Origin of the sequence: Mesorhizobium sp. M0938 (genome assembly GCF_040319125.1) — a bacterium.
Lineage (GTDB): Bacteria > Pseudomonadota > Alphaproteobacteria > Rhizobiales > Rhizobiaceae > Mesorhizobium > Mesorhizobium robiniae.
The window spans coordinates 108174-134338 of the sequence record NZ_JAMYNS010000007.1 but is presented as its reverse complement, the minus strand read 5'-3'; the positions used below and the strand labels follow the sequence as shown (position 1 = coordinate 134338).

Sequence of the window (26165 nt, the reverse complement as noted above, 5' to 3'; positions counted from 1 at the left end):
GGGTGGGACGATAGGCGGGGACGGCGTCACAGGCAAAGTGGTTTGTTCGTCATTTTCGCGCGCAAAGGAGGCCGAACTCAGGCGATCGAGTTTCAGGCAGCTTCGATGAAGCGGATGACGGTCTCGCCATAGCTGCGCTCGTCTACAACCGAAAAGCCCGGCCCTGCCTCGAATGGCGCCCCCGCCGCCTCCTCGATGACGCAGAGCGCCTTGGGGGCGAGCCAGCCGCCGGCCTTGGCCGAGCGCAAGGCAAGCTCGCCCAGGCCCTTGCCATAGGGCGGATCGGCGAACACCAGGCCGAACACGGCCATCGTGCCCGCCTCGCCCAGGGCGGCGGCGTCGCGGCGGAATATCTTGGTACGCCCGGTGAGGCCAAAGGCCTCGACATTGGTGCGGATCAGGCCACGCCCTTCCGCCGATTCTTCAATGAAGACGCCGTAAGAAGCACCGCGTGACAGCGCTTCGAGGCCGAGCGCACCGGTGCCAGCGAACAGGTCGAGCACGCGCGCGCCGTCCAGCCGATCGGGAAAGCGATGCGCCAGCACATTGAAGACAGCCTCGCGGGTCCGGTCGGTGGTCGGGCGGATGGCGCTTGAGCGGGGCGTCGCCAGCGGACGCCCGCGAAACTCACCGCCGACGATCCGCATTGCTTCCCCTTGATCCTCCGGGGCCGCTGCGCGGCCGGTCGCCATCACTCTTGCCGGAATTTGGACGCTCGCCGCGCGGCTTGCCGAACGGCTTTGCGCCCCCGGGTTTTCCCGCTCCCGGCTTTCCACTGGCGGGCTTGCCGTAAGACGGCTTGAACGAGGCCTTGCGCGCCTTGGCTTCGGCTGCCTTGGCGGCATCCGCATCCGCCCTGCCCTTGCCGATCGGCCGCGCGCCCGGCGCCATCCAGACATTGGCCTTGCGCTGGCCCGGCGGCTCGATCGGGCGCTGCTCGCGCTCGGACTTTTTCCCACCGCCCGGTTTGCCGCCAAAGCCGCCTGGCCCGCTACGTTCAGACTTGGGGCCACGCTCGCCAAAGCTCTTTTCCGGGCCAAAGCTTCTGCCGGGACTTGTCGACAGCTTGCCCAGCGCCTCGTCGCGGCTGCCTTCGCGGCGTTTGCGGTTCTTGATCAATCCGCCTTCGCCGATCGGACGGCGTTCGCCGTCGCGGGTGAATTTCGGCCGCTCCGGTTCCGCGTCCCGCACCGCTTCACGCCGCACCGGCTTGTTGGAAAACGGCTTGGTGATCTCGGCGTCGAAATTGGCGCCGGATTCTTCGACCAGGCGTTCGCCGAGCTGGTCGCGCAGCACGCGGCCCTTGATCTCCAGCACATGGCCCTCGGGCAGGTCGTCGAGCTGGAACGGCCCGTAGGAAATGCGGATCAGCCGTGTCACGTCGAGGCCAAGCGAGCCCAGTATGTTCCTGACTTCGCGGTTCTTGCCTTCGCGCAGGCCGAGCGTCAGCCAGGCATTGGTGCCTTGCTCGCGATCGAGCGTCGCCTCGATGGCGCCGTAGAAGACGCCATCGACGGCGATGCCTTCGCGCAAGCCGGCGAGCGCACTTTCCTCGACCTTGCCATGGACGCGCACGCGGTAGCGCCTGAGCCAGCCGGTGGCCGGCAGTTCGAGCACGCGCGAAAGGCCGCCATCGTTGGTGAGCAGCAGCAGGCCTTCGGTGTTGATGTCGAGCCGGCCTATGGTCATCAGCCGCGGCAGGTCGGCCGGCAGCACGTCGAAGACGGTCTTGCGGCCCTCAGGATCACGGTTGGTGGTGACCACACCAGCCGGCTTATGGAACAGGAACAGCCGGGTGCGCTCGATCGGCGGGATCTCCATGCCGTCGAGATGAATGATGTCGCCGGGCATTACATTGAAGGCCGGCGAGGACAGCACTCTTCCATTGACCTTGACGCGGCCGGCCGCGATCAGCTCCTCGGCGTCGCGGCGCGAGGCAAGGCCGGCGCGGGCCAGCCGCTTGGCAATGCGCTCGCCAGCCTCTTCCGCCGCTTCGGCCGGACGCGGGCGCGGCTTGAAGCCACCGCCCGATGCTCCCTGGGGTCGATCACCTCCAAAATCGGGCTTGGGCCGATCGCCGAAGTCGCGCTTGGGGCGATCACTGAAGTCTCCCTTGGGACGGTCGAACTTGGGACGGTCGAAGCGCCTCTCGCCGCGCTCGCCTTCGGCAGCCGCCGGCCGGTCGCCGCGCGGCGCGTAGGGCTTGCGCGGCCCTTCGCGCTTCTCGTAAGGCTTGCCTTCCGCACGCGGCCCTTTGCTGAACGGCCTGTCGCCACTTTTGAAGTCGCGCCTCGGCTGCTCGCCGTCGGCGGCCATCGGCCGCTCGCCGCGCGGCGCGTAGGGCTTGCGCGGCCCTTCGCGCTTTTCGTAGGGCTTGCCTTCAGGGCGAGGTCCCTTGCTGAACGGCCTGTCGCCGCTTTTGAAATCACGCTTCGGCCGCTCGCCGTCAGCCGCAATCGGTCGGTCGCCGCGTGGCGCATAGGGTTTGCGCGGCCCCTCGCGCTTTTCATAGGGCTTGCCTTCAGGTCCCTTGCTGAACGGCCTATCGCCGCTTTTGAAATCGCGCTTCGGCCGCTCGCCGTCAGCCGCCATCGGGCGTTCGCCGCGTGGCGCATAGGGTTTTTTCGCGCCGAAAGACGGCTTACCGCCTTTGCCAGCAGCGGCATCACGACCACGCGGGCCCGACGGTTTCGGGCCGCTCTTGCGCGGGCCTTTTTGGCCCGGGAATTTCTTGTTTTTGTCGTCCATGTGGCCTTTGCTCGTTTGGGCGGGTAAATAACAGGATCACGCTTGAGTAGCGAGGAGATAATAGGAATGGAAACCGCTTGAAGCGGCCGGACTTTATGGCGCTGGCGTTGAAAGAGGCCGAAACCGCCGCCTTGCGTGGCGAAGTGCCGGTCGGCGCGGTCATCGCCAGCGGTGATACGGTCGTTGCCAGTGCCGGCAACCGCACCCGCGAGCTCGCCGATCCCACGGCCCATGCCGAAATGCTGGTGATCCGCGAAGCCTGCAGCAAGCTGTCCAGCGAGCGGCTCACCGGTTACGATCTCTACGTGACGCTGGAGCCCTGCGCCATGTGCGTCGGTGCTATTTCCTTCGCTAGGCTGCGCCGGCTCTATTTCGGCGCCGCCGACGAAAAGGGCGGCGCTGTCGTCAACGGCGTGCGCTTCTTCGCCTCACCGACCTGCCACCATGTGCCGGACATCTATCCCGGCATGGCCGAAAGCGACGCGGCGCTGCTTCTGAAGGATTTCTTCAGAGAACGACGCGAACCGTAGCGTCGCCAGCTTTCCCTAGAGCGCTTTCTCTCAACGTATTTTGTCGGACGCCAAACCAAGACGTTCGGCTGCAAAATGCTCTAGCGCCGGCAGCTTACCACGGCAGCCAGTCGAACATGCCGCCGCTCTTGTTCTTTGCGGCCGCTTCCTTCTTGAGGCGACGTTCCTTCTTGTACTCGTCCTCGCCGAGATCGCCCGTCGGCGCGGTGTCGGCAGCGGCGCGGTATTGCACCGGCGGCTCGCTCAGGTATCTGCGGGTGTTCGGGTCACCCTGCTTGCCTTGGGCGAGGCGGCGCTTGACCTCGGCGGCGCGGCCCTTGTCCGAATCCGCCGGAGTCCAGGCCGGGGGATGGCTGGATCCCGACTGCGCCATCGCAGCCTTGATCGCCGTCGGATCCGTCTGGACGTCATCGACGATCTGCGCCTGGTAGGCCGGATCATCCTGATGGAGCGTAGCATCGGCGCGTAGGCGAGCGCGGCGCTGCTCGGGCGATTCCGGCCAATCGGCGCTCGCCGTCGCGATACTGTCCTGCGGCGGCGGCAGTTCTTTCTGCCCCGGCGCCGGCTTCACCAGCTCGGGACGCGGCTTGTAGTCGATCCTGTCCTTGTTCTTCGGCACGACTGAAAAGGCGCTGGTGAGATCGCCGGCAAGCTGGGCGGAGGCGGACTTGTCGGTTCCGTAGGTCGGCGAGCCCATGCAGCCGGACAGGGCCAAGCCGGATACGACAAGCGGCGCCAGCAGCGCAACGCGCACGCAAGTTCTTTCGGTCATGCCAAAAAGTCCCACTCTAGACAGCCTCTCGATCGCCACCGGCCAAAGGTCCGGTCCCCATCGCCTATGCTCTTCCGACGGAAATCCGGCGACAATTTGTCGTCCGGAGTTTCGCGTGTTTATCTCAACCACTCGTTAAGGGCAACGCGCCGGGGCCGATCAGCCGTCCGCAGTGGCATTTGTGCACCGATATGGCGGCTGTGCATGTCGTTATCCCAAAACCGCTTCACACTTTTGGGCGACATGCATCAGATACGACCAAGCGACTTCAACTCGTGCAGCACAGCGGCATCCCGGGCCGAAACATCGGGGAATTCCGCGTCGCTGCCGACGTCGGCGGTATAGCGCCAGGAGCGCGCGCATTTGACCAGGCCCCTCGCCTCGGCCTTATCGACCACGACAGCGACGCCCTTGACGTCATCCAGCGTGAAGGCGCCGGAAGGCGCTGTGCCATGCGCAATGACCAGATCACTGGTGATCGCCATCTCGGCCATGTCGACATCTGAAATCGCCGCTTCGAGCGCCGCATCGTCGAGCGTGACGACCGGCACCGCTTCCAGCGACGAGCCGATGACCTTCTGCGCACGTGCGATCTCCAGTGCGCCGGTGACGACACGGCGAACCTGCCGGACCTTGCGCCATTTTTCCGCCAGCACCTCGTTCTTCCAGTCGGCCGGGATTTGCGGAAACTGGTCGAGATGCACCGAGACGGCACCCGGATGACGGTCAAGCCAGGCCTCCTCCATGGTGAAGGGCAGCATCGGCGCCAGCCATTTCACCAGGCAGTCGAACAGATGGCGCACCACCTGCACGGAGGCCTTGCGCTTCACGCTGGACGGGGCTTCGCAGTAGAGCGCGTCCTTGCGGATGTCGAAATAGAAGGCCGACAGCTCGACCACCATGAAATCGAGCAGCATGCGGGTGATGCGCTTGAACTCGAAAGCGTCGTAGCCTGCGCGAACGACTTCATCGAGTTCGGAGAGCCGGTGCAGCATCAGCCGTTCCAGTTCCGGCATCTTGTCCAGCGGCACTTCCTCGCCATCGTCATGGGCAAGCGTGCCCAGCATCCAGCGGATGGTGTTGCGCAGCTTGCGATAGGCGTCGATGTTGGTCTGCAGCACATTCTTGCCGAGCCGCTGGTCTTCCCAATAATCGGTCGTCACCACCCAGAGCCGCAGAATATCGGCGCCCGACTGCTTGATGACGTCCTGCGGCACCACGGTGTTGCCGAGCGACTTCGACATTTTCCGTCCCTCTTCGTCCATGGTGAAACCATGGGTGACGACGGTGTCGTAAGGCGCCCTGCCCCTGGTGCCGCAGCTTTCGAGCAGCGAGGAATGGAACCAGCCGCGATGCTGGTCGGAGCCTTCCAGGTAGACGTCGGCCGGCCACTTCAGGTCCGGACGATCCTCGAGCGTAAAGACATGCGTCGAGCCCGAATCGAACCAGACGTCGAGGATGTCCATCACCTGCTGCCATTTCGAGGCATCGTGATTACCGAGGAAACGCTCCTTGGCGCCGGCCGCGAACCATGCGTCGGCGCCTTCCTTCTCGAAGGCGTCCATGATGCGCTGGTTGACCGCCTCGTCGCGCAGGACATTTCCGTCCTCATCGGCGAAGACGGCGATCGGCACGCCCCAGGCGCGCTGGCGCGACAGCACCCAATCGGGACGCTCCTCGATCATGGCGCGGATGCGGTTCTGGCCGGCGGCCGGCACGAAGCGGGTGTCGTCGATGGCTTTCAGCGCACGGCTGCGCAGCGTCGTGCCGTCGCCCAGTTCCTTGTCCATATAGACGAACCATTGCGGCGTGTTACGGAAGATGATCGGCTTCTTCGATCGCCACGAATGCGGATAGGAATGCTTCAACCGCCCGCGCGCGAAGAGCGCATTGCGCTTGATCAGTTCGTCGATGACCGCCTGATTGGCGTCGCCTTTCTTGCCATTGTCGTCGATGACACGCGCCGCACCGCCCTCGCGATCCGGACCAAAGCCCGGCGCGTCCTTGGTGAAGAAGCCGGCATCGTCAACGGGGAACGGGATCGCCGTGTCGATGCCACGTGCCTGCAGTTCCGATGCGGCATCCGTCCAGGCATCGAAATCCTCACGGCCATGGCTTGGCGAAGTGTGGACGAAGCCGGTGCCGGCCTCGTCGGTGACATGGTCGCCGGCGAGCATCGGCACAGCGAATTCATAACCACCGTTCAAACCCTTGAAGGGATGGGAAAGCGTAAGGCTTCCAAGCTGTTCCGCCGAAACGCTATGAAGGCGATTCAAGGTGACTTTTGCCTTGGCGGCGGCATCCTCGGCCAGCGCCTCGGCGAAGATCAGCTTTTCGCCGGGCTGCGGGCCGAAAGCATTCTCGGCCGCCTTCACCTCGTAGAGGCCATAGTTGATGCGTGGCGAATAGTTGACGGCCCGGTTGCCGGGGATGGTCCAGGGCGTCGTCGTCCAGATGACGACATGGGCCTCCAGCAAGTCCAGTGACGTCTCCGTCAGCTTCGGATCCAGGGCTGGCTGCCCGTCTTCGATGTTGGTGACCTGCCGAGCGAGGCTGACGACCGGAAACTTCGCCCAGATCGTGTCGCTCTCATAGTCCTGGTACTCGACCTCGGCCTCAGCCAGCGCGGTGCGCTCGACCACACTCCACATTACCGGCTTGGAGCCGCGATAGAGTTGGCCCGACATGGCGAATTTCAGCAACTCGCCGGCGATCCGCGCCTCGGCATGGAACGCCATCGTCATGTAGGGGTTGTCGAAATCGCCGACGACGCCCAGCCGTTGAAATTCTGCGCCCTGCACCTTGATCCAGTGCGCGGCGAACTCGCGGCATTCCTTGCGGAACTCGTTGACCGGCACCTCGTCCTTGTTCTTGCCCTTGGCGCGATATTGCTCCTCGATCTTCCATTCGATCGGCAGGCCGTGGCAATCCCAGCCGGGCACGTAGTTCGAATCGTAGCCGCGCATCTGGAACGAGCGGGTGATGACGTCCTTGAGGATCTTGTTCAGCGCATGGCCGATATGGATGTTGCCGTTGGCGTAGGGCGGGCCGTCGTGCAGGACGTATTTTTCGCGGCCGGCAGCGTTTTCGCGCAGCTTGCGGTAAAGGTCCATGTCCTGCCAGCGCTTGACCAGCAGCGGCTCCTTCTCGGGCAAGCCGGCGCGCATCGGGAAATCCGTCTGCGGCAGATAAAGCGTCTTGGAATAGTCGATCGTTTCGACGGTGTCGGTCGTTGGGGTGTCGGTCATTGGTCTGCCATATGCATTGCCCGGCGGCAAAAGAGCCCGGGTGTTGAACTATCATGATCTGGAAAAAGCGCGAGAGGCCGCGCGCAAAATTCCCGGCGGCTCCGGCGGCGGTCAGGCCGCCCGGAACACCGGGCTTGTAATTCGTATCGCCAGCGCGAGAAGGCGCGAAAAGCTCATCATCGCAGGGCTTTTAACCGAGACGGCCGATATTGAAAAGCCCGAACTCTGACGCTTGCCCTAGAAGCGTGTACCATTGCGTGGAAGACGAACCTCATCGGCTACGGCATATTCGCCTGAACTAGGCGGCTGCGCGCAGCGCACAACCTGCAACGTCACATCGAGAAATCAAACCGATAGGTCGTTGAAACACCGATCGTGAACTGATTGCGGTCGCCGCGCTCCTTGACCAGGCTGGAATCGGCCGCCGGACCCATCAGGCGCGAATATTCGCCGAACAGGCTGGCCGTCATCGGCTCGGTCACCTTCCAGGTCACCGCGCCGCCAAGGCCCGCCGACTTCACTCCGCCGCCCGGATGGTATTCGCTGAGGCCCGAAGCCACGGCTTCCTCTGCGTTGACGCCATAATAGGCGTCGAAATAGTCCGATGAGGCGAACGAAACGCGCGGCCCGCCCGAGATCCTGACCTCAGGCGTCACATCGTAGAAGGCGTCGGCGGCGATGTCGGCAACAAAGCCGCTATGGGCACGAATGCCGTGGCGCAATTCGGCGCGGGCCCGCAACCAGTCAAGAGGATAGAATTCGAAGAAGCCGCCTGCCTCGCCGCCCCAGCGCACCGGGTCGAGGCCCTTCAGCTCGTCGGCGTCGCCGCCATCGCGCGAAAACAGGATTTTTCCGGCCAGACCGGCGCGAAGGCCGCCGTCGTCGATCAGCGCCAGCGAGATGTTGTCATTGCGCGAGGTGAAGCGCGCCGCGGGACCGGCTTTGCCGAGCGAGATGATCGGCGAGGCACTGAGCAGGTATTTTTTGCTGCCCTCGAAATCCGGCGCGACCATGCCAGTGGCGCCGACCGTCAGATACCAGTCGCCGGACAACCAGCCCAAGGCGCCCTCGCCTGCTTCGGCGGCACCGGTCGGGCCCAGCATGATGGTGGCCAAGACCACCTGAAACAACCTGGCAGAACGCATCGTCACTCCATATGCACGGAACACCGGCAGGAACAACCGGCTTTGCCAAGAGCCATGGCGTCGGTTCGGTAAAATTTGATTTAAGTTCGAAACGCTGGCTCGCTTTTTTGGCGTGGATCCGGCGCAAGCTGCTCGCTGGACGGGCAACGCCTTCGGCGCTACCCTCCAATTGGCAAGATGCCAGGCAACTTCGGTGGAGATGGCGGCAATGACCCTGCAAGGCGATGCTTTAAAGGATGCGATTGGCCAGACGCGGGCGAAATGGGGATGGTTCGTTGGGCTCGGGGTGCTGCTGCTGATCCTCGGCGGCATTGCCTTCGGCAATCTGTTCATCGCCACGGTCGCCTCGGTCTATGTCGTCGGCTGGCTGATGCTGATGGCCGGCATCATCGAGATCATGCATGCCTTCGGCGTGAAGACATGGAGCCGGTTCTTCTACTGGCTGCTCAGCGGTCTTCTCTATGCAGTTGCCGGGTTCTTCGCCTTCTATAACCCGCTGCTGGCCTCGGCGGTGCTGACCTTCCTGCTGGCAGTCGCCCTTCTCGCTTCAGGCGTACTCAGGGCCTGGGTCGGGTATAAGCACAGACCGGACAAAGGCTGGGGCTGGCTTGTTGCGGCCGGCGTGATCAGCGCGCTGGCAGGCCTGGTCATCGCCATGGGCTGGCCAGTCAACAGCGTATGGGTGCTGGGGCTGTTTCTCGCCATCGACCTGATCTTCCAGGGCTGGGCCTTCATTGCGGTCGGCCTGGCGTTGAAGAGGTAGGTTCAAAAAGCAACGGCTGCGTCGAGCTCGGAAAGCGGGCTGACGCCGGCCAGCAGCGCCCTCGCCTCGGCCTCGTCGCGCTTCATCTGCGCGACCAACGCATCGAGCCCCTCGAACTTCACCTCCGCGCGCAGGAAACCGAAGAAGGACACCGCGCATATCTCACCGTAGAGATCGCCGGAAAAGTCGAAAACGAAGGTTTCAAGAAGCGGCGCGCCGTTGTCGTCGACGGTCGGGCGGCGGCCGAAGCTGGCAACACCGTCATGAAGCGTGCCGTCGGCGCGACGGAAGCGGACGGCATAAATCCCTTCCTTCAGAGAGGCTTCCGGCGAAAGCCTCATATTGGCGGTTGGAAAGCCGAGCGTCCGGCCAAGCCGCTGGCCGCCGATTACCTCGCTCTCGACCGTGAAGCGATAGCCGAGCAGGCCGGCGGCTTCGGCCACCGCGCCTTCGCCGAGCTGCGCGCGGATCCGGCTCGACGACACCACCTCGGCGCCCTCGTCGCGAAACGCGTCGACCAGCGTGACGCCGAAGCCGTGGCGCTCGCCGGCCGCCATCAGATAGGCCGGGCCGCCCTGCCGGTCCTTGCCGAAGTGGAAATCGAAGCCGGTCACGGCGTGAATGATGCCGAGATTCCTGTCCAGCACGTCGGTCACGAACGCTTCCGCCGACAGCGAAGCGAAGTCGCGCGTGAACGGCTGTTCGACGAGTGCGGCAAAGCCCAGATACGACAGCAGCCGTGCCTTCATCGGCGGCGGCGTCAGCACGAACAGCGGCATATCAGGCCGGAACACCTTTCTCGGATGCGGCTCGAACGTCAGCACCAGAGCCGGCACACCACGCCGGCGGGCCTCGGCAAGCGCGCGCTCGAGCACGGCCTGATGACCGCGGTGAACGCCATCGAAATTGCCGATCGCCACCACGCCGCCCCGCAAAGGGGCCGGCAGCGGCGAGATTGCAGAAACGCGTTCGAAGGCTTCCGTCATTTAGAGGCTTCCGTCATCGAGCGACCCTATTGCAGTCTTGGCCCTATTGCAGTTTTGGCACTATTGCAGTTTTGGAATGACCGCGACCGGCCGATAGCCGTGCTTTTCAAGAAAGGCTGTTAGCCTGGCCGGATCCGGTTGTAGCGGATTGCCGTAGTCGCGGGCATGGATGCCGCCCGAAACGTAGAGCACGTCGAAGCCGTTGTCGGCAGCGCCTTTGATGTCAGTCATCATGCCATCGCCAATCGCCAGTACGTCCGAACGCTCGACCGGACGGCCGAGCAGGTCGGCGACCTCCTTCATCGCGACGTCGTAGACCGGCGCATAAGGTTTTCCGGCGATCAGCGTGCGCCCGCCGAGCTGGGCATAGTCGCGAGCCAGGGCACCGGCGCACCAGATCATCCGCTCGCCGCGCTCGACCACGATATCGGGATTGGCGCAGATGAACGGTAGGTTCCTGGCGCGTAGCCGCCGCAGAAGATCGGCATAGTCCTCCGGCTTTTCCACCTCGTCGTCGAACAGCCCGGTGCAGACGACGCCGGATGCTTCGAACTCCTCGACCAGCTCGACATCGAGACCGCCATAGAGCGTGAAATCGCGATCGGCGCCGATGTGGAAGATTTTTCGCGGCCCTTCGGCGATCAGGTCGCGGGTCACGTCGCCGGAGGTGACGACGCGGTCGTAGGCCGCCGCGGGAACGCCGATCGCGTCCATCTGCGCCACCACATCGGCGCTTCGACGCGGCGAATTGGTGATCAGGACCACGGCTGTCTTCGCTTCGCGCGCGGTGGCCAACGCCAGAGCCGCGGCCGGAAAATGCCGTTCGCCATTGTGGACCACGCCCCAGACATCGCACAGGATGGCAGAATAGGCTCCCGACAAAGCCGCGAGCGAGCCGATGATATCGGGCGAATCCGCCATATCGTTTCCCAAATCATGATGGTTGCGAGCGCCGCCGCCGACGGTCCGCCGCGGCATGCCCGCATTAACCGAAGCTCTTCAGCCTGTCACCAGCTTTTGCAAACGTTCAGGAGTGCCGCCAGCGATAAAGGCAGGATCGCAAGCACAAAAGTCCCTCATTCCGGAGCCTTAGCCGTTCTGGAGGCTTCGCGGCGATCCAGGTCGTCGCCGACTACCGCGTGGTTAACAGGTTTTGAAAAAGTGTGCTGATCTTGGACGCATTTTAGCAATCCGAAATTTAAACATTCATGGCATCGTTCGCCGACAAAGGGGTTCTGGCGGGTGCTGAAGGCAATGATCCGGAAATTCGGTAGGGACCGGCGTGGCAACTATGCGCTGATGACGGTCATCACAATGGTGCCGCTGATGGGCGGATTGGCGCTCGGCGTCGACTACTCGGAACTGCTTCGCCAGAAGCACAATACCCTGAACGCCCTGGATGCCGCCGGCATCGCCACCGCTCAGCAGATCGTCGCCGGCGCAAGCGACGACGACGCCAAGGCCTATGCCAAGACCTTCTTCGAAGCCAATCTTGGCCGCGTCAATCCGGCGAATACGTCGCTTACCGTCACCCTGCCCAACAGCAATGCGGGTGGCGGCACGTTGAAGCTTTGCAGCGCCGTGACGTATAGCCCCTATTTTCTACCGGCTGCCGCCATGCTGACGGGCGGGACCGCCAGCGATACAACCTTCACGGCCTGCTCGGAGATCCGCCTCAAGAACACGCTGGAAGTAGCCCTTGTGCTCGACAATTCCGGCTCGATGAACGACCTTGGTTCCGGCACCGGTGCGAAGCGAATAGACCTGCTGAAAACCGCCGCCAAGCAGCTTGTCGATACGCTGGCGCTGCAGGCACAGCAGATGAGGCAGGTCAACAAGCCGGTGCAGTTCTCTCTCGTGCCGTTCGCCGCGTCGGTCAATGTCGGCCCGACCCATGACCAGGATGGCTGGATGGATCAGGACGGCATCTCCCCGATCCAGCATGAGGATTTCGACTGGACGACGATGACCGCGGCCAACGACCCGAACAGATATGCCGAGAAGCTCAACGGCGTCTGGTACAAGCGCGGCACCGGCTGGGGAGACACCGAGGACCAGCCTCTGACCCGCTTCAGCCTGTACGCCGACATCACGGTCGAGTCAGGCCGCGAAGAAGTGCCGAACACGAAACAGTACATCTGTGACACCTATAACAAAAAAGGCAACTGCAGCAGCGGCCATTGGACCACCCCGGAATATATCTACACCACCAGCCGCTATGCGAGCTGGCAGGGCTGCGTGGAGGCGAGGCCGTACCCGTATAATAACGACGACACGACGCCTAATGCCGCCACGCCGGCCACGCTGTTCGTGCCGATGTTCGCACCGGATGAGGCTGGCACCTTATGGCTCGATTTCAACCGCGACGGTGTCAACGACGTCAACAGCACGTCGTATAATTACGGCAACAACTGGTGGGCCGACTGGCCCTACATCGCAAATCCGACCGCCTCCGAGCGGCAGTCGGACATGCGCAAATATTTTCTGGTCAAGCCTTATGGCTCGAGGTCGGCTGCCTCGGGCGACGGCCCGAATTCGTCCTGCACGACCAACCCGATCACGCCGCTCAAGGACGTGAGCCAGCTTGCCCAGAAGAAGGAAATCAACGACGCCATCGACGCCATGGCACCGAACGGCAACACCAACGTGCCGGAAGGCCTTGCCTGGGGCTGGCGGACGGTGTCGAGCAACGAACCTTTCACCGAAGGCCGACCGAACACCGAAAAGGGCAACGACAAAGTCGTCATCGTGCTGACCGACGGCGCCAATACCTACAGCGCCGTCAGCGACAGCGGCTATGCCAATAACAGGTCAACCTACGCCGCTTACGGTTACACCGGCCTGACATATCCGGGGTCGGGAAGCGTGACGCGCCTGTTCATGAACACAAGCGGCGACATCGGCAAGACCACCTACACCGGCACCAACTACACGGCCGCGCTGGACGAGCAGATGCAGACGCTTTGCGCCAACGCCAAGCGTTCGAACATTCTCGTCATGACCGTTGCGCTCGACCTGTCGACCACCGATACCGGCGACAAGAAAGCACTCGACGCACTGAAGGCCTGTTCCTCGAACTCGCGCTTTCGCAAGGATCCCGCCGATCCGACCAAGCCGGCCAAGCTGTTCTGGAATGCGACCGGAGCGACGCTGTCCGACAATTTCAAGGAAATCGCCAACGAATTGTCGAACCTGCGCATCGTCGGCTGAGCGGCGCGCCGTTGCTCAGAAGCCACAGGCTGGCGGGACAGCGCCGCTCTGGCCTGCCGGCCATCGCCGCCAGCGGAGGGCGCGAAGGGATCGCTGACTAACCGTTTCTTCCGGCTGGTAGCGGGCCTGGCGCAAAGGCTATCGTCACCTTGCCCTTGCGGCGGTCGAACGGACATGGTGAGTGTCCTCCACCACCGGAGATGCGCCTGTGCCCGACGCCGCCAACCATCTCGCTTTCGCGCTGGTCTGCCTCGGCATGGTGCTGACGCCTGGCCCGAACATGATCTATTTGATCTCGCGGTCGCTGTCACAAGGGCCGAAGGCCGGCCTGATTTCGCTCGGTGGTGTGGCGCTCGGCTTTGTCTTCTACGTGTTGTCGGCGGCATTCGGCATCACTGCGCTGCTGCTTGCCGTGCCTTACGCCTATGATGTGCTGCGCTTTGCCGGCGCGCTCTACCTGTTATGGCTTGCCTGGCAAGCAGTGAGGCCCGGCGGACGCTCGCCGTTCCAGGTCCGGGAACTGCCGAAGGACGGGCCGCGCAAATTGTTCGCCATGGGCCTGATGACCAATCTGCTCAACCCGAAGGTGGCGGTGCTTTATCTGTCGCTGCTGCCGCAGTTCATCAGCCCCGGCAAGGGCCACGTGCTGCCGCAGCTTCTGGTGCTCGGCACCACGCAGATCGCGATCAGTCTCACCGTCAACGCGATCATCGCGGTGACGGCCGGCTCGATCGCCGTCTTCCTCGCCGGCCGGCCGCTGTGGCTGGTGATCCAGCGCTGGATGATGGGCACGGTGCTGACCGCGCTGGCCCTGAAGATGGCGACCGAAGCGCAGCGCTAGCCCTGCGCCTGCTTACATCGGCCGCCGGTCCTGCTGCACCCGCTCCGGCTCGACCACTCTGCGATAGAGATGCCACGTCGCATGGCCAAGCACCGGCATGACGACAGCGAGCCCGGCAAACAGCGGGATCGAGCCGATGACCAGCAGCACGGCGACCATCAGGCCCCACAGCGCCATCTGCAGCGGGTTAGCCATCACCGCCCGCGCCGATGTCTCGATTGCCGAAACAGCGCCGACATCGCGGTCGAGCAGCAGCGGGAAAGCGACGACGGTCGTCGCCAGCACGATCGCGGCGAAGACGAACCCAGCCGCATTGCCGAGCAGGATCAGCGCCCAACCTTTGGGCGTCGTCAGCACCTCGCGCACAAAGCCGCCGATCGAAGCCGGCGGCTGATTGCCGAACAGGCCGGTGTAGATGGATTGTGCGGTGTACAGCCAGAGCAGGAACAGTGCGACGAGCATGACGCCGATGACCGCGATCGCCGGCAGCGCCTTGGAGTGGCGCACGTCGAGCGCGTGCCACCAGGACGTGTCCATGCCGAGCTCGCGTCGGCGGCTGATCTCGTAGAGACCGATCGCGGCGAAGGGTCCAAGCAGGGCGAAGCCGGACATCAGCGGGTAGAGGAGCTGGATGGCATAGGAGCCGGATGTCGTCCACTGCGCCAGGATCAACCCGACCACCGGATAGATCAGGCACAGGAACACGTAATGCGATGGTTTTGCCCAGAAATCCTCGACGCCGAGCCGCAGCACATCCATCAGGTCCGCCGTGGTGATGCGGCGCACCGTGGGCTGCACGTGCATTCCGCGCGCGTCCGACATGACATGAAAGCTGGCCATGACCATTCTCCCGTGTGTCGGGGCGGTCACCGCCAGGATGGCCGCCCGTAGCTGCCACTTCTCGTACAAGCGCTATGATAGCCGATTTAGGGGTGATTGTCGCCAAGTCGACGGTCGCGATGATAAATCCGGTTATAGATTTCCGACGCCGCCATCGACGAGCAGTTCCGTGCCGACGACGAAGCTCGACTCATCCGATGCCAGAAATACCGCCGCCTTGGCGAGTTCCCAGGATTTGCCCATCCGGCCGATCGGCACCAGTGCGCGTATCCGGTCGCCAAGCGCCTTCTCTTCCGCTTCGGACAGACCGAGCTTGCCCAGTGCCGGCGTCTCGGTCGGCCCGGGGCTGAGGCCATTGACGCGAATACCGCGCTCGATCATCTCACCCGAGAGGGTACGCGCCAACGACAGGAGGCCCGCCTTGCTGGCGGCATAGGCGCTGCTCTGGGGCAAGCCGATATGGGCACTGACCGAGCCGCACAGGATGATCGACGACGGGTTGGAGAACATCGGCAACAGGGCCTGGATCAGAAAGAACGGCCCCTTGAGATTGGTCTGCATCAGACGGTCGTACACCGCCTCGTCCCAATCCTGCAGCGGTTGGTGCATTACATCGCCGGCGTTGATGTTGAGTATATCGAGCCGAGGCCAGCGCTGCGCAAGCTCGGCGGCAAGCGCGCGCTGATCGGCGAGATTGCCGGCATCATTGCTGATCACCTGCGCCGATCCACCCAGCTCGCGCTGCGCAGCTTCGAGCCCAGACGGGCTTCTGCCGGTGATTGCCACCGTAGCGCCCTCGGCCAGAAACTGGCGCGCGGTTTCGAGACCGATGCCGCTGGTTGCGCCGGTGATGAGGGCATATTTGCCTTTCAAGCGACCCATGATTTGGCGACCCATGATTTGCCTTCCCAATGAGATGAGAAAGGCATTGTCGGCATGATAGTATGCTTTGTATAGTAGGCACCGAATGGGTACTAACGGAAATAATTTCATAGCACAGGCAAAAGCCATCGAGGTCGCGCCCGTCGAAGGCGGAAATGGCGCGACCGATCGTTGCCCGATGATCGATTTCGTCAATCTGGTTTCGGGGAAATGGGCCATTCCCATTCTTTACCGCCTGATCGTCACCGGTTGTCCGATCCGCTTCGGCGAGCTCCAGCGGGCCGTCGCGCCGATTACGCAAAAGGAGCTGACGCGGCAGCTGCGCCTGTTCGAACATCGCGGCCTGGTCTATCGGAGGGTCTATGCCGAGATGCCGCCGCGCGTGGAGTATGAGATAACGCCGCTGGGCAGAACCTTGCGCGGCACGCTGGATTCGCTGGCCGACTGGATGCGTGCCAACGCATCCCACCTGATCACCTGACTGGACGGATTCTCCACCCTGCCGGGCAACCACAGCCGGTCACCGCGCGGCGCCACTTTGGCACCGCGCGGTGGGACGCGTGACAAACTAGGCAGCGAAGCGATCGATCACCTCGGCCAATGGGACATGGCCGAGGCAGGCGCCCGAACCAGCGGGCTTTTCGCCATCCTGGATGGCTTGCGCATATCGCTCGGCCGGATCGGCTTCGGGGCCGGTTCGCCCGATTCCATTTCAGATGCCACCCAGAGCGGCGCGAAAGCGGCGGTGAAGCCGGTGTTCACGAAAGCCATCAGCTGATGCATCCGGTCTGCCGCTCATCGACGCGCTCGGCGACTGGTGGAAAGAGACCGAGGACGAACGGGCCGGCCGGGTCGCTTCGACGGCGGAAACGAGGCTCGTGGCGGCGGAATAGCCAGTGGGGAAAATCTGATGCCTGATACCGAAGCTGGACAACCGGCTTGGGTGGGACTTGATGTCCGTGCCGAGGATCGGAATGCGCGGGCAGCGAACTGCCGACGCTCTGCGCCTAGAACAATGAACGTCCTATTGAGACGTAACTCGGCTGTCCGCAATCGAGAGCCATATGGGCTAAAGCAGCCATTTCTGAACCGACCTCTTTGTAGACCTTGAGGTATGGCAGGCCATCGAGAAGCGGCCCAAGGTATTCGACGACGGAAGAACCCGTGCCGCTAAACTTGACCTTAGATTTGTAAAGGTCGCTTCCGATATTCCTATGTTGACGGCAAACACAGTGGTATTTATTCGGATCAAATCCTGACCGATGGAAAATGCTAATCTGGCCTTTATGGCACGAAGATATAGCTGACGTCCTGGGTCAGATCCGGCTGGCTGACGTAGTGAAGTGTCGTTCGCCTGATTTCGGCATGACTGGAGCTGATGCCCGCGGCGGCGAGCAAATTCAACACACCTTGAGATAGCTCACCCGTTGATACCGCGACAACAGGCTGTCTTATACGAGATGCCGCGCCCGGCATCGCCGGATAGGCAACGACCAAGTTTGGATCGTATAGCCGCAGATTCCCCGGAATCTGCGGTCCCTCGGAAACCACGACCTGAAAGTCTCCTGCTTCCCGCAACCGTTCGTAGAGGCTCTTGTAATCCAACTGCCCGATCGGCGGCTTTCCCGCCCTTCCGTAGGAAAGGTTGAGTGCCAGCACCGGCATGATGACAAGAGCGGCCATAGCGCTCCAGAACGCGATCTGCCGCAGGCCCCTGTCGCCGCGGATATGATACGAAAAAAGCAGCGCCAACAAAAGCGGCAAAAGAAAAAGGACTGGCTGAAGCCAACGGTCCTCGATGCGCGTCGCCCCGCTGATGACGATACCGACGAATACCACCCCAAGGCTCCATGACACGAGCAAGACGACGAAGCGCTCGCCAGTGCCCATTGCAGGCGATCGTGCAATAATGTCGGCCCGGTTGCGCCAGACCGCGATGGCGAACAAAATCACCGCGACACAGGAAAACAGAGCTGTTTTCAGCAGCATCACTCCAATGCCGGTCGCCCGGCTGATCAATAGGTTTCCGCTGTTATCGAAGGCGAACTTGTTCGACCGCGCCGTTACATGATGGCTGTGCTCCAGCATCCATAGGCCTACCGGCGCAAGCGCGGCCACCAGAACGACCAGGGTGAGCAAGCCGGTCCGCGAGAGAAGTGTCCTCCTGTAATCCGACACTGAAAATCCGGCGGCCAACAATGCTAGGATGAAGAACGTCGCGTTCAATTTGCCAAGCAGCGCAGCCGCCGCCGCTAAGCCAAGTGCAACGGCTGAGAACCACGATTTCGACTTCATGTGCCAGGCGAAGCAGAAGAACGTCCAGGCGCAGCCCGCCACACCTACGACCGAATGGGTAAGGGCGCGCTGCGATTCCCAGCCGATCGGCGGCAGGAGAAAAATTCCGAGCGCGCCCGCCGCCGCAACCCACCGGCCAAGTCCGAGCAGCCGGGCGCCGCAATAAACGCTGGCATACATGCTGGCGAGAAGGCTGAACTTCACCAGCTGCAGCGTGAACAGATTGATGCCGAAAACGGCCGTGGCCGCACTGACGATCCAGTTGTAGAGGGGTTGCTGCGAACTGCCGTATCCCAGTTGCCAGGATCCGGCATAGGCAAGCTGTTCGGCATCGTCCATGCTGGCGCCGTTCGACATGAAGGTTACGAAAATGATCTGCAACGCAAAGTAGATTAGGACGAAACAGAGAGCGGGATCCGCACCCAGCCATCGGCACTTACGTGCACCGGACAACGCTTCTGAAATGGAACTTTGCTGCATCGTACTTTTCGGAGCTCGATCCTGAACGCAGTCGGAAAACCTGGATCCATCCTCATCCTCTAAGGAATAAAGCGGTCGCCAACATCCGCTACACCATTGCAGTCGTTGCGAAAATGGTCGGCTGTACATTGAAGATTGGGCCATTGTGGTCGCTGTCGGTGCCGAGCCCTTACTGACGCAGAGCCGCGCCAACGCGGCGATAACCGTAGAATTCGAACTCGTCGCAGATTGCGATCATCGCCTCCACAATCGCGGTGTCAACGGCCCGCTTTTCGGGACGGTCATGAGATCCAGGCGCGACCCTCTCAGTGGCTTACGCTATGCCGGCCTTCCGGAAGCTTTTCTCGGTATCCGTCTCGCACCACGCGTCGGATTTTACCACCGACAAGACGAACCGCAGTGAGCGAGATTTTTGAGCGCCTGCCCGGCAAAAGCCATGATCACTGCTATGTCAGGCAGGCATGAATGCTGCGAAAATCGAAAATTACGAAAGCCGACCAAGCCTTGACCGGCGCACGCTGCTGAAAGGCGCCGGCCTTGCCGCGCTGGCCGGGCTCGCTGCCTGCGCCACTGTGCTGCCTACCGGACAAGGCGCCGGCGTCTCTGCCTCCGCCGTTGGCACGCTGACCAGTATCCGCGCCTCGGCCGGACTCGCACCGCTTGTCGCCGATCCTCGGCTCGAACAGGCAGCCTTGCAACAGGCCGGCTATATGGCCCGCGGCGGCCGTATGACCCACACCACCGGCTGGGGCAAGGGATTTGCCTCGCGCGTCAAGGGCAACGGCATCACCGGCGCGGCTGCCGAAAACATCGCCGAGGGCCGCTTCGACCAGCAGAAGCTGTTCGAGATCTGGATGAATTCGGCCGGCCACCGTCGCAACATGCTTGATCCGCGCTTCACCCGCTTCGGCCTAGCCTATGTGCGGGACGGCCGCGACAGCTCGCGGCGGTACTGGAGCCTCGTTCTGGGGAAGTAGGCCTCTTCCGCCACTCGTTCATCAATCCATGTGCGCAGCGGGTGCCCCGCCGGCGGCCGGGCCGGTCTTTGGCTTGCGCAGCAGGAAAACGAACGGGATGGCGAACAGCGTCATCATCATCAGCAGCTTGAAGTCGTTGACGTAAGAAATCATCATCGCCTGGATATTGACCATGCCGTCCATCTGAGAAAGCGCTGTCGGATCGCCGCTCGCTGCCGCCGGCGACGCCGCCCAGAGGTTGGGATTGAACGGATTGATGTGGGCCGAGAGCTCGCTGTGATTGACCTGCGTGTTGCGCACCAGCAGAACCGTCACCACCGATACGCCGATCGACGAGCCAAGGTTGCGCACCAGGCTGAACAGCGCGGTGGCGTCGGTGCGGAAGCGTGTATCCAGCGTGGCGAAGGCCACGGTCGACAGCGGTACGAACACCATTCCCATTCCAAGGCCCTGGATGACGCCGGAGCTGAGGATGAGCCAATTGTCCATCTGCGGTGAGAAGCCGGACATGGTGTAGAGCGATTGCGCGGTCAGCAAGAAGCCGATGACGACGAGGATCCTGGCATCGATCCTGTGCATGATGCGGCCGACCAGGAGCATCGCAACCATCGTACCGATGCCGCGGGGACCTATGACCACACCGATGGTCAAGGTCGGATAGCCGAAGATGGTCGCCAGCATTGGCGGCAGCAGCGACATGCTGGCAAGGATGAGCACGCCCATGACGAAGATGAATGCCAGCCCGGTCACGAAATTGCGGTCGAGGAATATCTTCGGGTCGATGAAGGGGTGCTCCGCCGTCAAGGTGTGAATGATGAACACCCAGAAGCCGGTGATGGAAAGACCCAGCTCGATCCATATCTCGACCGAGGAAAACCAGTCGACCTCACCGCCGCGGTCCAGCATCAGCTGCAGCGCGCCGACGCCGAGCGATAGCATGGCGAAGCCGAAGAAATCGAAGCTGCGTATCCGCCTTGCAACGGCCGGCAAGTAGGCGGCCATGCCGAGGAAGGCGAGGATGCCGACCGGCAGGTTGATGAAGAACACCCAGCGCCAGTTGAAATTCTCGGTCAGCCAGCCACCCAGCGTCGGGCCCAGGATCGGCCCCAGCATGATGCCGGCGCCCCAGATGGCCATGGCCTGGCCATGGCGTTCCTTAGGGTTGATGTCGAGCAGGAAAGTCTGCGACAGCGGCACGATTGCCGCGCCGAACACGCCCTGCATGAGGCGGAACAGCACCATGGTTTCAAGGCTCCATGCCAGGCCGCACAGCATGGAGAAGATGGTGAAACCGACCACCGCCGTCAGGAACAGCTCCTTGCGGCCAAAGCGGTCGGCCAGCCAGCCGGTCACCGGCGTCATGATCGCCGCGGCAACGATGTAGGAGGTCAGCACCCAGTTGATGTTGTCGGGGGAAGCGCCGAGATCGCCGGTCATGGTCGGCAGCGCGACGTTAGCGATCGTGGTGTCGAGCGCCTGCATGATCGTCGCCAACATCAGCGCTACGGTGATCAGGCCGCGGTGCGGCACTTCGCGAAAAGGTTCTGGCGTGCTCATGATACGGAACTTCCGGCAGATAACAAAAACGTGTACACAAGAGCGACTTTCAGTCAGCGCATCGTGCTTTCCGATAATCGATTCCGATTTTCGGGCCGATGCGTTGGGTTTCCGGGCGGCGTGGCCTTTCCGTATGGAGAGACCCTCATCGCGGTGGGACGCGATTATCGATGTGGGGGGTACATCGACCGAGCGTCTCGAGAAAACGGGCGCCTGCCGCCCGGAAACCTGAGGACCGAAAAGGCCCGCGTCGGGTTGTCTGGGTTCTGGCCAGGCCGCAACGCGGCCCGGTTCACACCCTCAACCCTTCGCCACCTCCCATCGGACCGATCCTGTCATTCAGTTCGCAAAAAATGGCGAGTAATTCTATTTAGTGCTCGCCCGCCGTGGCGTGGCCGAAGATGCTCGGAAAGCCCCGCGCCACGCCGGTGTCCACCGTGACGGTCGCGCTCATGCCGGTGCGCAGCGCCATCTTGGCATCGGCATCGGCCAGTTGCAGGCGCACCGGAATGCGCTGGGTGACCTTGACCCAGTTGCCGGTGGCGTTCTGAGCGGGCAGCAGCGAGAACTCGGCCCCCGTGCCGGCGCCGATCGCCTGGACCGTGGCTTCGAACGTCTTGCCCGGATAGGTGTCGACCACGATTTCGGCCTTTTGGCCGGGTTTCATATGGGTGAGCTGGGTTTCCTTGAAATTGGCGTCGATCCAGGTATCGGCGGTCTCGACCAGCGAAAACAGCGGCGTGCCCGAGCCGACATACTGGCCGACCTTAAACGAGGCAGCCTGGCTGACGATGCCGTCGGCCGGCGCCCTGACCGTGGTCTGCGCCAAATCGTAGGCAGCCTTGTCGCGCGCGGCGAGCGCCGCCATCACGGTCGGATGCTTGTCGGTCTCGATTTCGGGATTGCCGCCAAGTGCCGCCTTGGCGCTGAGGATGCCCTGCTCGGCCACCGCCAGTTGCTGCTTGGCCTTGTCGAGATCGTTCCTGGCCTCGTCCAGCGACGACTTGGCATTGATGCCCTTGCGGGCAAGATCGGCGGCCCGGTCGTATTGCGACTGCGCGTAGTCGATCTGGCTGGCGTCGGACTTCTCCTGCGCTATCGCCTGGCTGTAGGCCGCACGCAGCTGCTCGACATTGAGGCGCGCGCCGGCCACCGCCGCATCGGCCTGCGCCAGCGCGATCCGGTAGGGCTCGGGATCGATGGCGAACAGCACATCGCCCTGCTTGACGGACTGGTTGTCGAAAATGTCGACCTGAACGATGCGGCCCGCCGTATCGGCGGCGATCGATACCTTGGCCTGCTGCAGATTGGCGTTTTCCGTCTCCTGGTAGCGGCCACCGGTCACCCAGACGTAGCTGCCGCCGGCGATCAACGCCACGGGGAGCGCAAACATCAAAAGGAAGCGGCCGGCACGGCGCTTCTTCTTCGGCGCCACCGGCGCTGGCTGCGGAGCGACCGTAGCCGGAGCTGCCGGCTGCGCGGGAGCTTCCATCTCCAGCTTGGTTGCATTCTCATCTACTTTGGCTACCGCGTTCATGCTGCTGCGCCTTCTGTATTCTTGACTTTTTCGCAGGACGCCGTGTCGCCGTCCGCCAGGTTTTCGGCCATCGTCTCCAACGCCTTGATCAGGACGCGGCGATCTTGCGGCGACACGCCGGTCAGCGATTCTTCATAGACTTCGCCAGCGAGGCTCTTGACCTCTGCGTAGGCCTCGCTCGCCTTGGCAGTTGGAAAGATCATGCGGACGCGGCGGTCGGCAGCGTCGGCACGACGCTCGATCCAGCCGCCCTCCTCCATCCGGTCGACCAGGCGCGATACGCTGATCGGCTCGATCTCAAGGAGTTCGGCGAGCCGCGCCTGCGTGATGCCTTCTTCCTTGGCGACGCGGACCATAAGCCGCCATTGCGCCGAGGAAAGGCCGAGCCCGCTGGCCTTCGCCTCGAAACGCTTGCGCATCAGGCGCTGCACGTCGTGGATCAAAAAGCCCAATCTGTCGATGCCGTCGGAAACCATAAGCGGCATATATTATAAGCGTGCTCATCATTCAAGGAGCCGCATTGTGCCAGAAGGCGGCAAACTTGCATGACAGTCATGCCGAACGATTGCGAATGAGCATCGTGGCGACGAAGAAAGCACCAACCGAACTGGTGATGATGCCGATCGGCAGTTCCTGCGGCGGCAGCAGCGTGCGCGCCAGAAGGTCGCTTGCCAGCAACAGCACAGCTCCGAACAGGGCGCAGCTTGCAATCAGGCGCAGGTGCAACGGGCCGGCCAGGGTCCTGGACAGATGCGGGATCATCAGGCCGACGAAACCTATGACGCCGGCGACCGAGACTAGGATCGCCGTCGAGAAAGCGGCGACGAGAAATGTCGTCCTGCGCATCCGCGCAACCGGGACGCCGAGGGTTTCGGCGGCATTTTCGCCGGCCAAGAAAGCGTCGAGCCGGCGGTGGTTCCACAGCGCATAGGCAAGGATGGTGCCTGCGCCCAGAGCAGCCAGCCCGACATTGTCCCATCGCGCCAATCCGAGCCCGCCCATCGTCCAGAACAGCACCGAGTGCGCGGCGCGCTGGTCCCCGGCAAAGACGAGATAATTGGTCAAGGCGGTGAACATGAACGAGACGGCAAGGCCGGCCAGTATCAGCCGTTCGGGGCCTTGACCTCTCACCCTGGAAACCAGCACAAGCACGATGCCGGCGGCCAATATGCCGCCGGTGAAGGCGGCGACCGGCAGCGTCCAGATACCGAAATGGTCGCCAAAAATGGTGATGACGGAAACTGCACCGGCCGCAGCACCGGAAGACAGGCCGAACAGGAATGGGTCGGCAAGGTCGTTGCGCGTTACCGTCTGCAGCAGCGCACCGATGACGCCCAGCCCGGCGCCGACACAGATGGCCATGATCGTGCGCGGCAGCCTGAGATCGACGACGATCTTGGCGATCGGACCGGACACGATGTCTCCGCCCAGTTCGGCCGCATGCGCCAGCGCAGCAACCACGTCCGTCAGCGCTATGACAGTCGATCCATAAGCGATAGACAGCAGAGCAAGAGCAGCCATCGCTGCTGCTCCTGCTGCCATGGCCAATTCGAACGCCCGGTGGCGCAAGCTCAAAAAGCTTCCGGGTGCATCGCCTTGGCGATCTTGCCGATCGCCTCGATATTCGCCGGCCCGGGCGTCAGTTCGGCATAGCGCAGCGCGACGAAGCGTTCATTCTTGACCGCATCGGTCTCCTTCATCGCCGGATGGGCTCTGAGGAAATCGAGCAGTTTGCGGTAGCCGCCGCCGTCCTGGTAATCGAGCAGGACCAGGAACTGCGGATTGCGGGAGGCGACCGTTTCCCAATCCGTGTTGCCCCAGCTCGTCTGCATGTCGGCCATGACGTTGTCGCCGCCGGCGGCGGCGATCATGGCGCTGGGGATCGCGAACTTGCCTGATGTGAAGGGTTTGTCTTCGCCGGAGTCGTAAAGAAACACCCGCGTTCCCTTGCTGTCGCCGACCTTTGCCGTGATATCGGCGAGTTGCGCTTTCCAGTCCGAAACAAGTTTTTTCGCCTTGGCCTCCTTGCCAAAAATCTTGCCCAGCTTCTCGACGTCGCCATAGAGCAGGTCCATCGAGGCGGCGGGGCGGTTGCTGTCGAGGTGGACGCAGCTTTCCGTCAGCACCAACGTCTTGATACCGTGCGGCGCCAGCGTATCGGGCGTCACCTCGCCGCCCGGCTTCATGCCGTAGTACCAGCCGGCGAAGAAGAAATCAGGCTCGACGGCGACGAGGTTTTCGAGCGTCGGGTATTTCGGCGCGAGTTCCGGGATCGCGCCCTGCTCGGCCTTGAATTCCGGACCGACCTTGTACCATCCGGTGATGCCGGTCAGGCCGACGATCGACGGTTGCAGCCCCAGCGCGAAGGCCATCTCGGCCATGTTCAGATCCTGGATGACGGCGCGCTTCGGCGCGGCATCGAAGGTCAGCGGCGTGCCGCAGCTGTCGACAGTTACCGGAAAAGCCAAGGCGGTCTGGGCAAGCAGGAGGGAAGCAGAAGACAGTGCGAGGCGTTTCACGGATGTTGCTCCTTGGTTAAATCGGAAGAGGCGCGGTTTGGAACTTCGAAGACCGTGAGTTCGCGGTCTTCGGTGGGATGGCGCAGCCGAAGCACGTCGACGCCGAAAATGTCGCGGATCAACTGCTTGGTCAGCGCCTCGCGCGGACCGGCGAGTGCCTGCAGTCGGGCCTCGTTCATCACCGCCACCCTGGTGGCAAATGGCGTGACCAGCGACAGATCGTGAAGCACCGCCACGACGGTCATGCCCAACTGCGATACGAGTTCGAGAAGTTCGCTGCGGGCGCGCGGATCGAGATGATTGGTCGGTTCGTCGAGGAACAGGATTTTAGGCTCCTGGGCGATGGCGCGTGCCAATTGGGCGCGTTGCCGCTCGCCACCGGACAGCGAGCCGATCGTGCGGCCGAGCAGCGGCAGCAGGCCGGTTCTGCGAAGCGCTTCGACGACGATGTCGCGTTGCTCGCTCCTTCGTCGCAAACCGGCATGCGGGACGCGCCCAAGCTCGACATAGTCGATCACGGCAAGCCGCGGATCAGGCTGATCGGTCTGGCCGACGACAGCCATGTGCAGCGCCCGCTCGGCGGCAGAAAACGTCTCCAGCCGGCGTCCGGAAAATCTCACCTCTCCCGCGCTTGGCCGCAGCGTACCGCATAGCATGCGCAACAGCGTCGTCTTGCCGGCGCCGTTGGGGCCGATGATGGCGAGGCGGTCGCCCGCCGCCACCGAAAGGCTCACCGCGCTGACCAGGCGCTGACTACCCGCCGTCGCGCTCAGTTCGCGCGCTTCAAGAAGAGGCTGGGAGGCGTCCAACTTACCGTCACTTTCTCAATGGCGAC

24 protein-coding genes are annotated in these 26165 nt (G+C 62.9%); 8 read left to right on the top strand and 16 right to left on the bottom strand.

The window, feature by feature from the left end:
- Positions 1–92: 92 nt before the first annotated feature.
- Together rsmD and NKH73_RS14710 are read right to left on the bottom strand one after the other, a co-directional pair.
- Entirely contained in the window at positions 93–647 is a 555-nt protein-coding gene (gene rsmD / locus NKH73_RS14715; protein WP_352932588.1) for a 16S rRNA (guanine(966)-N(2))-methyltransferase RsmD, read from the bottom strand.
- Entirely contained in the window at positions 628–2748 is a 2121-nt protein-coding gene (locus NKH73_RS14710) for a pseudouridine synthase (protein WP_352932586.1), read from the bottom strand. Before NKH73_RS14710 ends, rsmD begins: the two co-directional genes overlap by 20 nt.
- Before the next feature lie 77 nt (positions 2749–2825).
- Between NKH73_RS14710 and NKH73_RS14705 the strand changes: the two genes are divergently transcribed.
- A complete protein-coding gene (locus NKH73_RS14705) occupies positions 2826–3278 on the top strand; it encodes a nucleoside deaminase (protein WP_352932585.1) in 453 nt (150 codons plus the stop codon).
- Positions 3279–3372: 94 nt separating this feature from the next.
- Here NKH73_RS14705 and NKH73_RS14700 read toward each other — a convergent pair whose 3' ends face one another.
- Together NKH73_RS14700 and ileS are read right to left on the bottom strand one after the other, a co-directional pair.
- Positions 3373–4050 carry a hypothetical protein gene (locus NKH73_RS14700; RefSeq protein WP_352932584.1) on the bottom strand — a complete coding sequence of 226 codons (678 nt, stop codon included), beginning with the start codon at positions 4048–4050 and terminating at the stop codon, positions 3373–3375.
- A 248-nt stretch (positions 4051–4298) separates the two neighbouring features.
- Entirely contained in the window at positions 4299–7298 is a 3000-nt protein-coding gene (ileS, locus tag NKH73_RS14695) for an isoleucine--tRNA ligase (RefSeq protein WP_352932583.1), read from the bottom strand.
- Between the two features lie 43 nt (positions 7299–7341).
- On the opposite strand from ileS, the gene NKH73_RS14690 reads away from it, so the two are divergent.
- Positions 7342–7527: a hypothetical protein gene (locus tag NKH73_RS14690; protein WP_352932580.1), complete on the top strand. Its 186-nt coding sequence runs from the start codon at positions 7342–7344 to the stop codon at positions 7525–7527.
- A gap of 103 nt (positions 7528–7630) precedes the next feature.
- On the opposite strand, the gene NKH73_RS14685 is transcribed toward NKH73_RS14690, so the two are convergent.
- On the bottom strand, positions 7631–8443 hold the full coding sequence (locus NKH73_RS14685) for a MipA/OmpV family protein (RefSeq protein ID WP_352932578.1): 813 nt from the start codon (positions 8441–8443) through the stop codon (positions 7631–7633).
- Positions 8444–8651: 208 nt separating this feature from the next.
- Here NKH73_RS14685 and NKH73_RS14680 point away from each other — a divergent pair, with 208 nt between their 5' ends.
- Positions 8652–9206, top strand: coding sequence for an HdeD family acid-resistance protein (locus NKH73_RS14680; RefSeq protein ID WP_352932576.1), 555 nt, complete (start codon positions 8652–8654; stop codon positions 9204–9206).
- Between the two features lie 2 nt (positions 9207–9208).
- Here the strand turns inward: NKH73_RS14680 and NKH73_RS14675 are convergent, their stop codons facing one another.
- Positions 9209–10192: a bifunctional riboflavin kinase/FAD synthetase gene (locus tag NKH73_RS14675; protein ID WP_352932574.1), complete on the bottom strand. Its 984-nt coding sequence runs from the start codon at positions 10190–10192 to the stop codon at positions 9209–9211.
- Between the two features lie 60 nt (positions 10193–10252).
- Positions 10253–11113 carry a TIGR01459 family HAD-type hydrolase gene (locus tag NKH73_RS14670; protein WP_352932572.1) on the bottom strand — a complete coding sequence of 287 codons (861 nt, stop codon included), beginning with the start codon at positions 11111–11113 and terminating at the stop codon, positions 10253–10255.
- A gap of 333 nt (positions 11114–11446) precedes the next feature.
- On the opposite strand from NKH73_RS14670, the gene NKH73_RS14665 reads away from it, so the two are divergent.
- Together NKH73_RS14665 and NKH73_RS14660 are read left to right on the top strand one after the other, a co-directional pair.
- Positions 11447–13402 carry a pilus assembly protein TadG-related protein gene (locus NKH73_RS14665; protein WP_352932571.1) on the top strand — a complete coding sequence of 652 codons (1956 nt, stop codon included), beginning with the start codon at positions 11447–11449 and terminating at the stop codon, positions 13400–13402.
- 256 nt (positions 13403–13658) lie between these two features.
- On the top strand, positions 13659–14243 hold the full coding sequence (locus NKH73_RS14660) for a LysE family translocator (RefSeq protein ID WP_502893865.1): 585 nt from the start codon (positions 13659–13661) through the stop codon (positions 14241–14243).
- 12 nt (positions 14244–14255) lie between these two features.
- Here NKH73_RS14660 and NKH73_RS14655 read toward each other — a convergent pair whose 3' ends face one another.
- Entirely contained in the window at positions 14256–15083 is an 828-nt protein-coding gene (locus NKH73_RS14655; protein ID WP_352932569.1) for a DUF2189 domain-containing protein, read from the bottom strand.
- A 132-nt stretch (positions 15084–15215) separates the two neighbouring features.
- Complete coding sequence (locus tag NKH73_RS14650; protein ID WP_352933025.1) at positions 15216–15965, bottom strand: SDR family oxidoreductase; 750 nt, start codon at positions 15963–15965, stop codon at positions 15216–15218.
- Between the two features lie 178 nt (positions 15966–16143).
- Here NKH73_RS14650 and NKH73_RS14645 point away from each other — a divergent pair, with 178 nt between their 5' ends.
- Together NKH73_RS14645 and NKH73_RS14640 are read left to right on the top strand one after the other, a co-directional pair.
- A complete protein-coding gene (locus NKH73_RS14645; RefSeq protein WP_352869470.1) occupies positions 16144–16446 on the top strand; it encodes a winged helix-turn-helix transcriptional regulator in 303 nt (100 codons plus the stop codon).
- 57 nt (positions 16447–16503) lie between these two features.
- Positions 16504–16743: a hypothetical protein gene (locus tag NKH73_RS14640; RefSeq protein WP_352932566.1), complete on the top strand. Its 240-nt coding sequence runs from the start codon at positions 16504–16506 to the stop codon at positions 16741–16743.
- A 506-nt stretch (positions 16744–17249) separates the two neighbouring features.
- Here NKH73_RS14640 and NKH73_RS14635 read toward each other — a convergent pair.
- On the bottom strand, positions 17250–18740 hold the full coding sequence (locus NKH73_RS14635) for a glycosyltransferase family 39 protein (protein ID WP_352932564.1): 1491 nt from the start codon (positions 18738–18740) through the stop codon (positions 17250–17252).
- Positions 18741–19201: 461 nt separating this feature from the next.
- Between NKH73_RS14635 and NKH73_RS14630 the strand changes: the two genes are divergently transcribed.
- Complete coding sequence (locus NKH73_RS14630; RefSeq protein ID WP_352932562.1) at positions 19202–19717, top strand: CAP domain-containing protein; 516 nt, start codon at positions 19202–19204, stop codon at positions 19715–19717.
- 21 nt (positions 19718–19738) lie between these two features.
- Here NKH73_RS14630 and NKH73_RS14625 read toward each other — a convergent pair whose 3' ends face one another.
- The 6 genes from NKH73_RS14625 to NKH73_RS14600 all read right to left on the bottom strand — a co-directional run bounded on the left by NKH73_RS14625 (position 19739) and on the right by NKH73_RS14600 (position 26139).
- Positions 19739–21274 (bottom strand): DHA2 family efflux MFS transporter permease subunit, encoded by a 1536-nt coding sequence (locus NKH73_RS14625; protein ID WP_352932560.1) that lies wholly within the window; start codon positions 21272–21274, stop codon positions 19739–19741.
- Positions 21275–21644: 370 nt separating this feature from the next.
- On the bottom strand, positions 21645–22811 hold the full coding sequence (locus NKH73_RS14620) for an HlyD family secretion protein (RefSeq protein ID WP_352932557.1): 1167 nt from the start codon (positions 22809–22811) through the stop codon (positions 21645–21647).
- A complete protein-coding gene (locus NKH73_RS14615) occupies positions 22808–23287 on the bottom strand; it encodes a MarR family winged helix-turn-helix transcriptional regulator (protein ID WP_352933023.1) in 480 nt (159 codons plus the stop codon). The genes NKH73_RS14620 and NKH73_RS14615 overlap by 4 nt, the downstream gene beginning before the upstream one ends.
- 76 nt (positions 23288–23363) lie before the next feature.
- Positions 23364–24332, bottom strand: coding sequence for a FecCD family ABC transporter permease (locus NKH73_RS14610; RefSeq protein WP_352932555.1), 969 nt, complete (start codon positions 24330–24332; stop codon positions 23364–23366).
- Positions 24333–24382: 50 nt separating this feature from the next.
- Positions 24383–25330 carry an ABC transporter substrate-binding protein gene (locus tag NKH73_RS14605; protein WP_352932554.1) on the bottom strand — a complete coding sequence of 316 codons (948 nt, stop codon included), beginning with the start codon at positions 25328–25330 and terminating at the stop codon, positions 24383–24385.
- Positions 25327–26139 carry an ABC transporter ATP-binding protein gene (locus NKH73_RS14600; RefSeq protein ID WP_352932552.1) on the bottom strand — a complete coding sequence of 271 codons (813 nt, stop codon included), beginning with the start codon at positions 26137–26139 and terminating at the stop codon, positions 25327–25329. Before NKH73_RS14600 ends, NKH73_RS14605 begins: the two co-directional genes overlap by 4 nt.
- Positions 26140–26165: the final 26 nt, after the last annotated feature.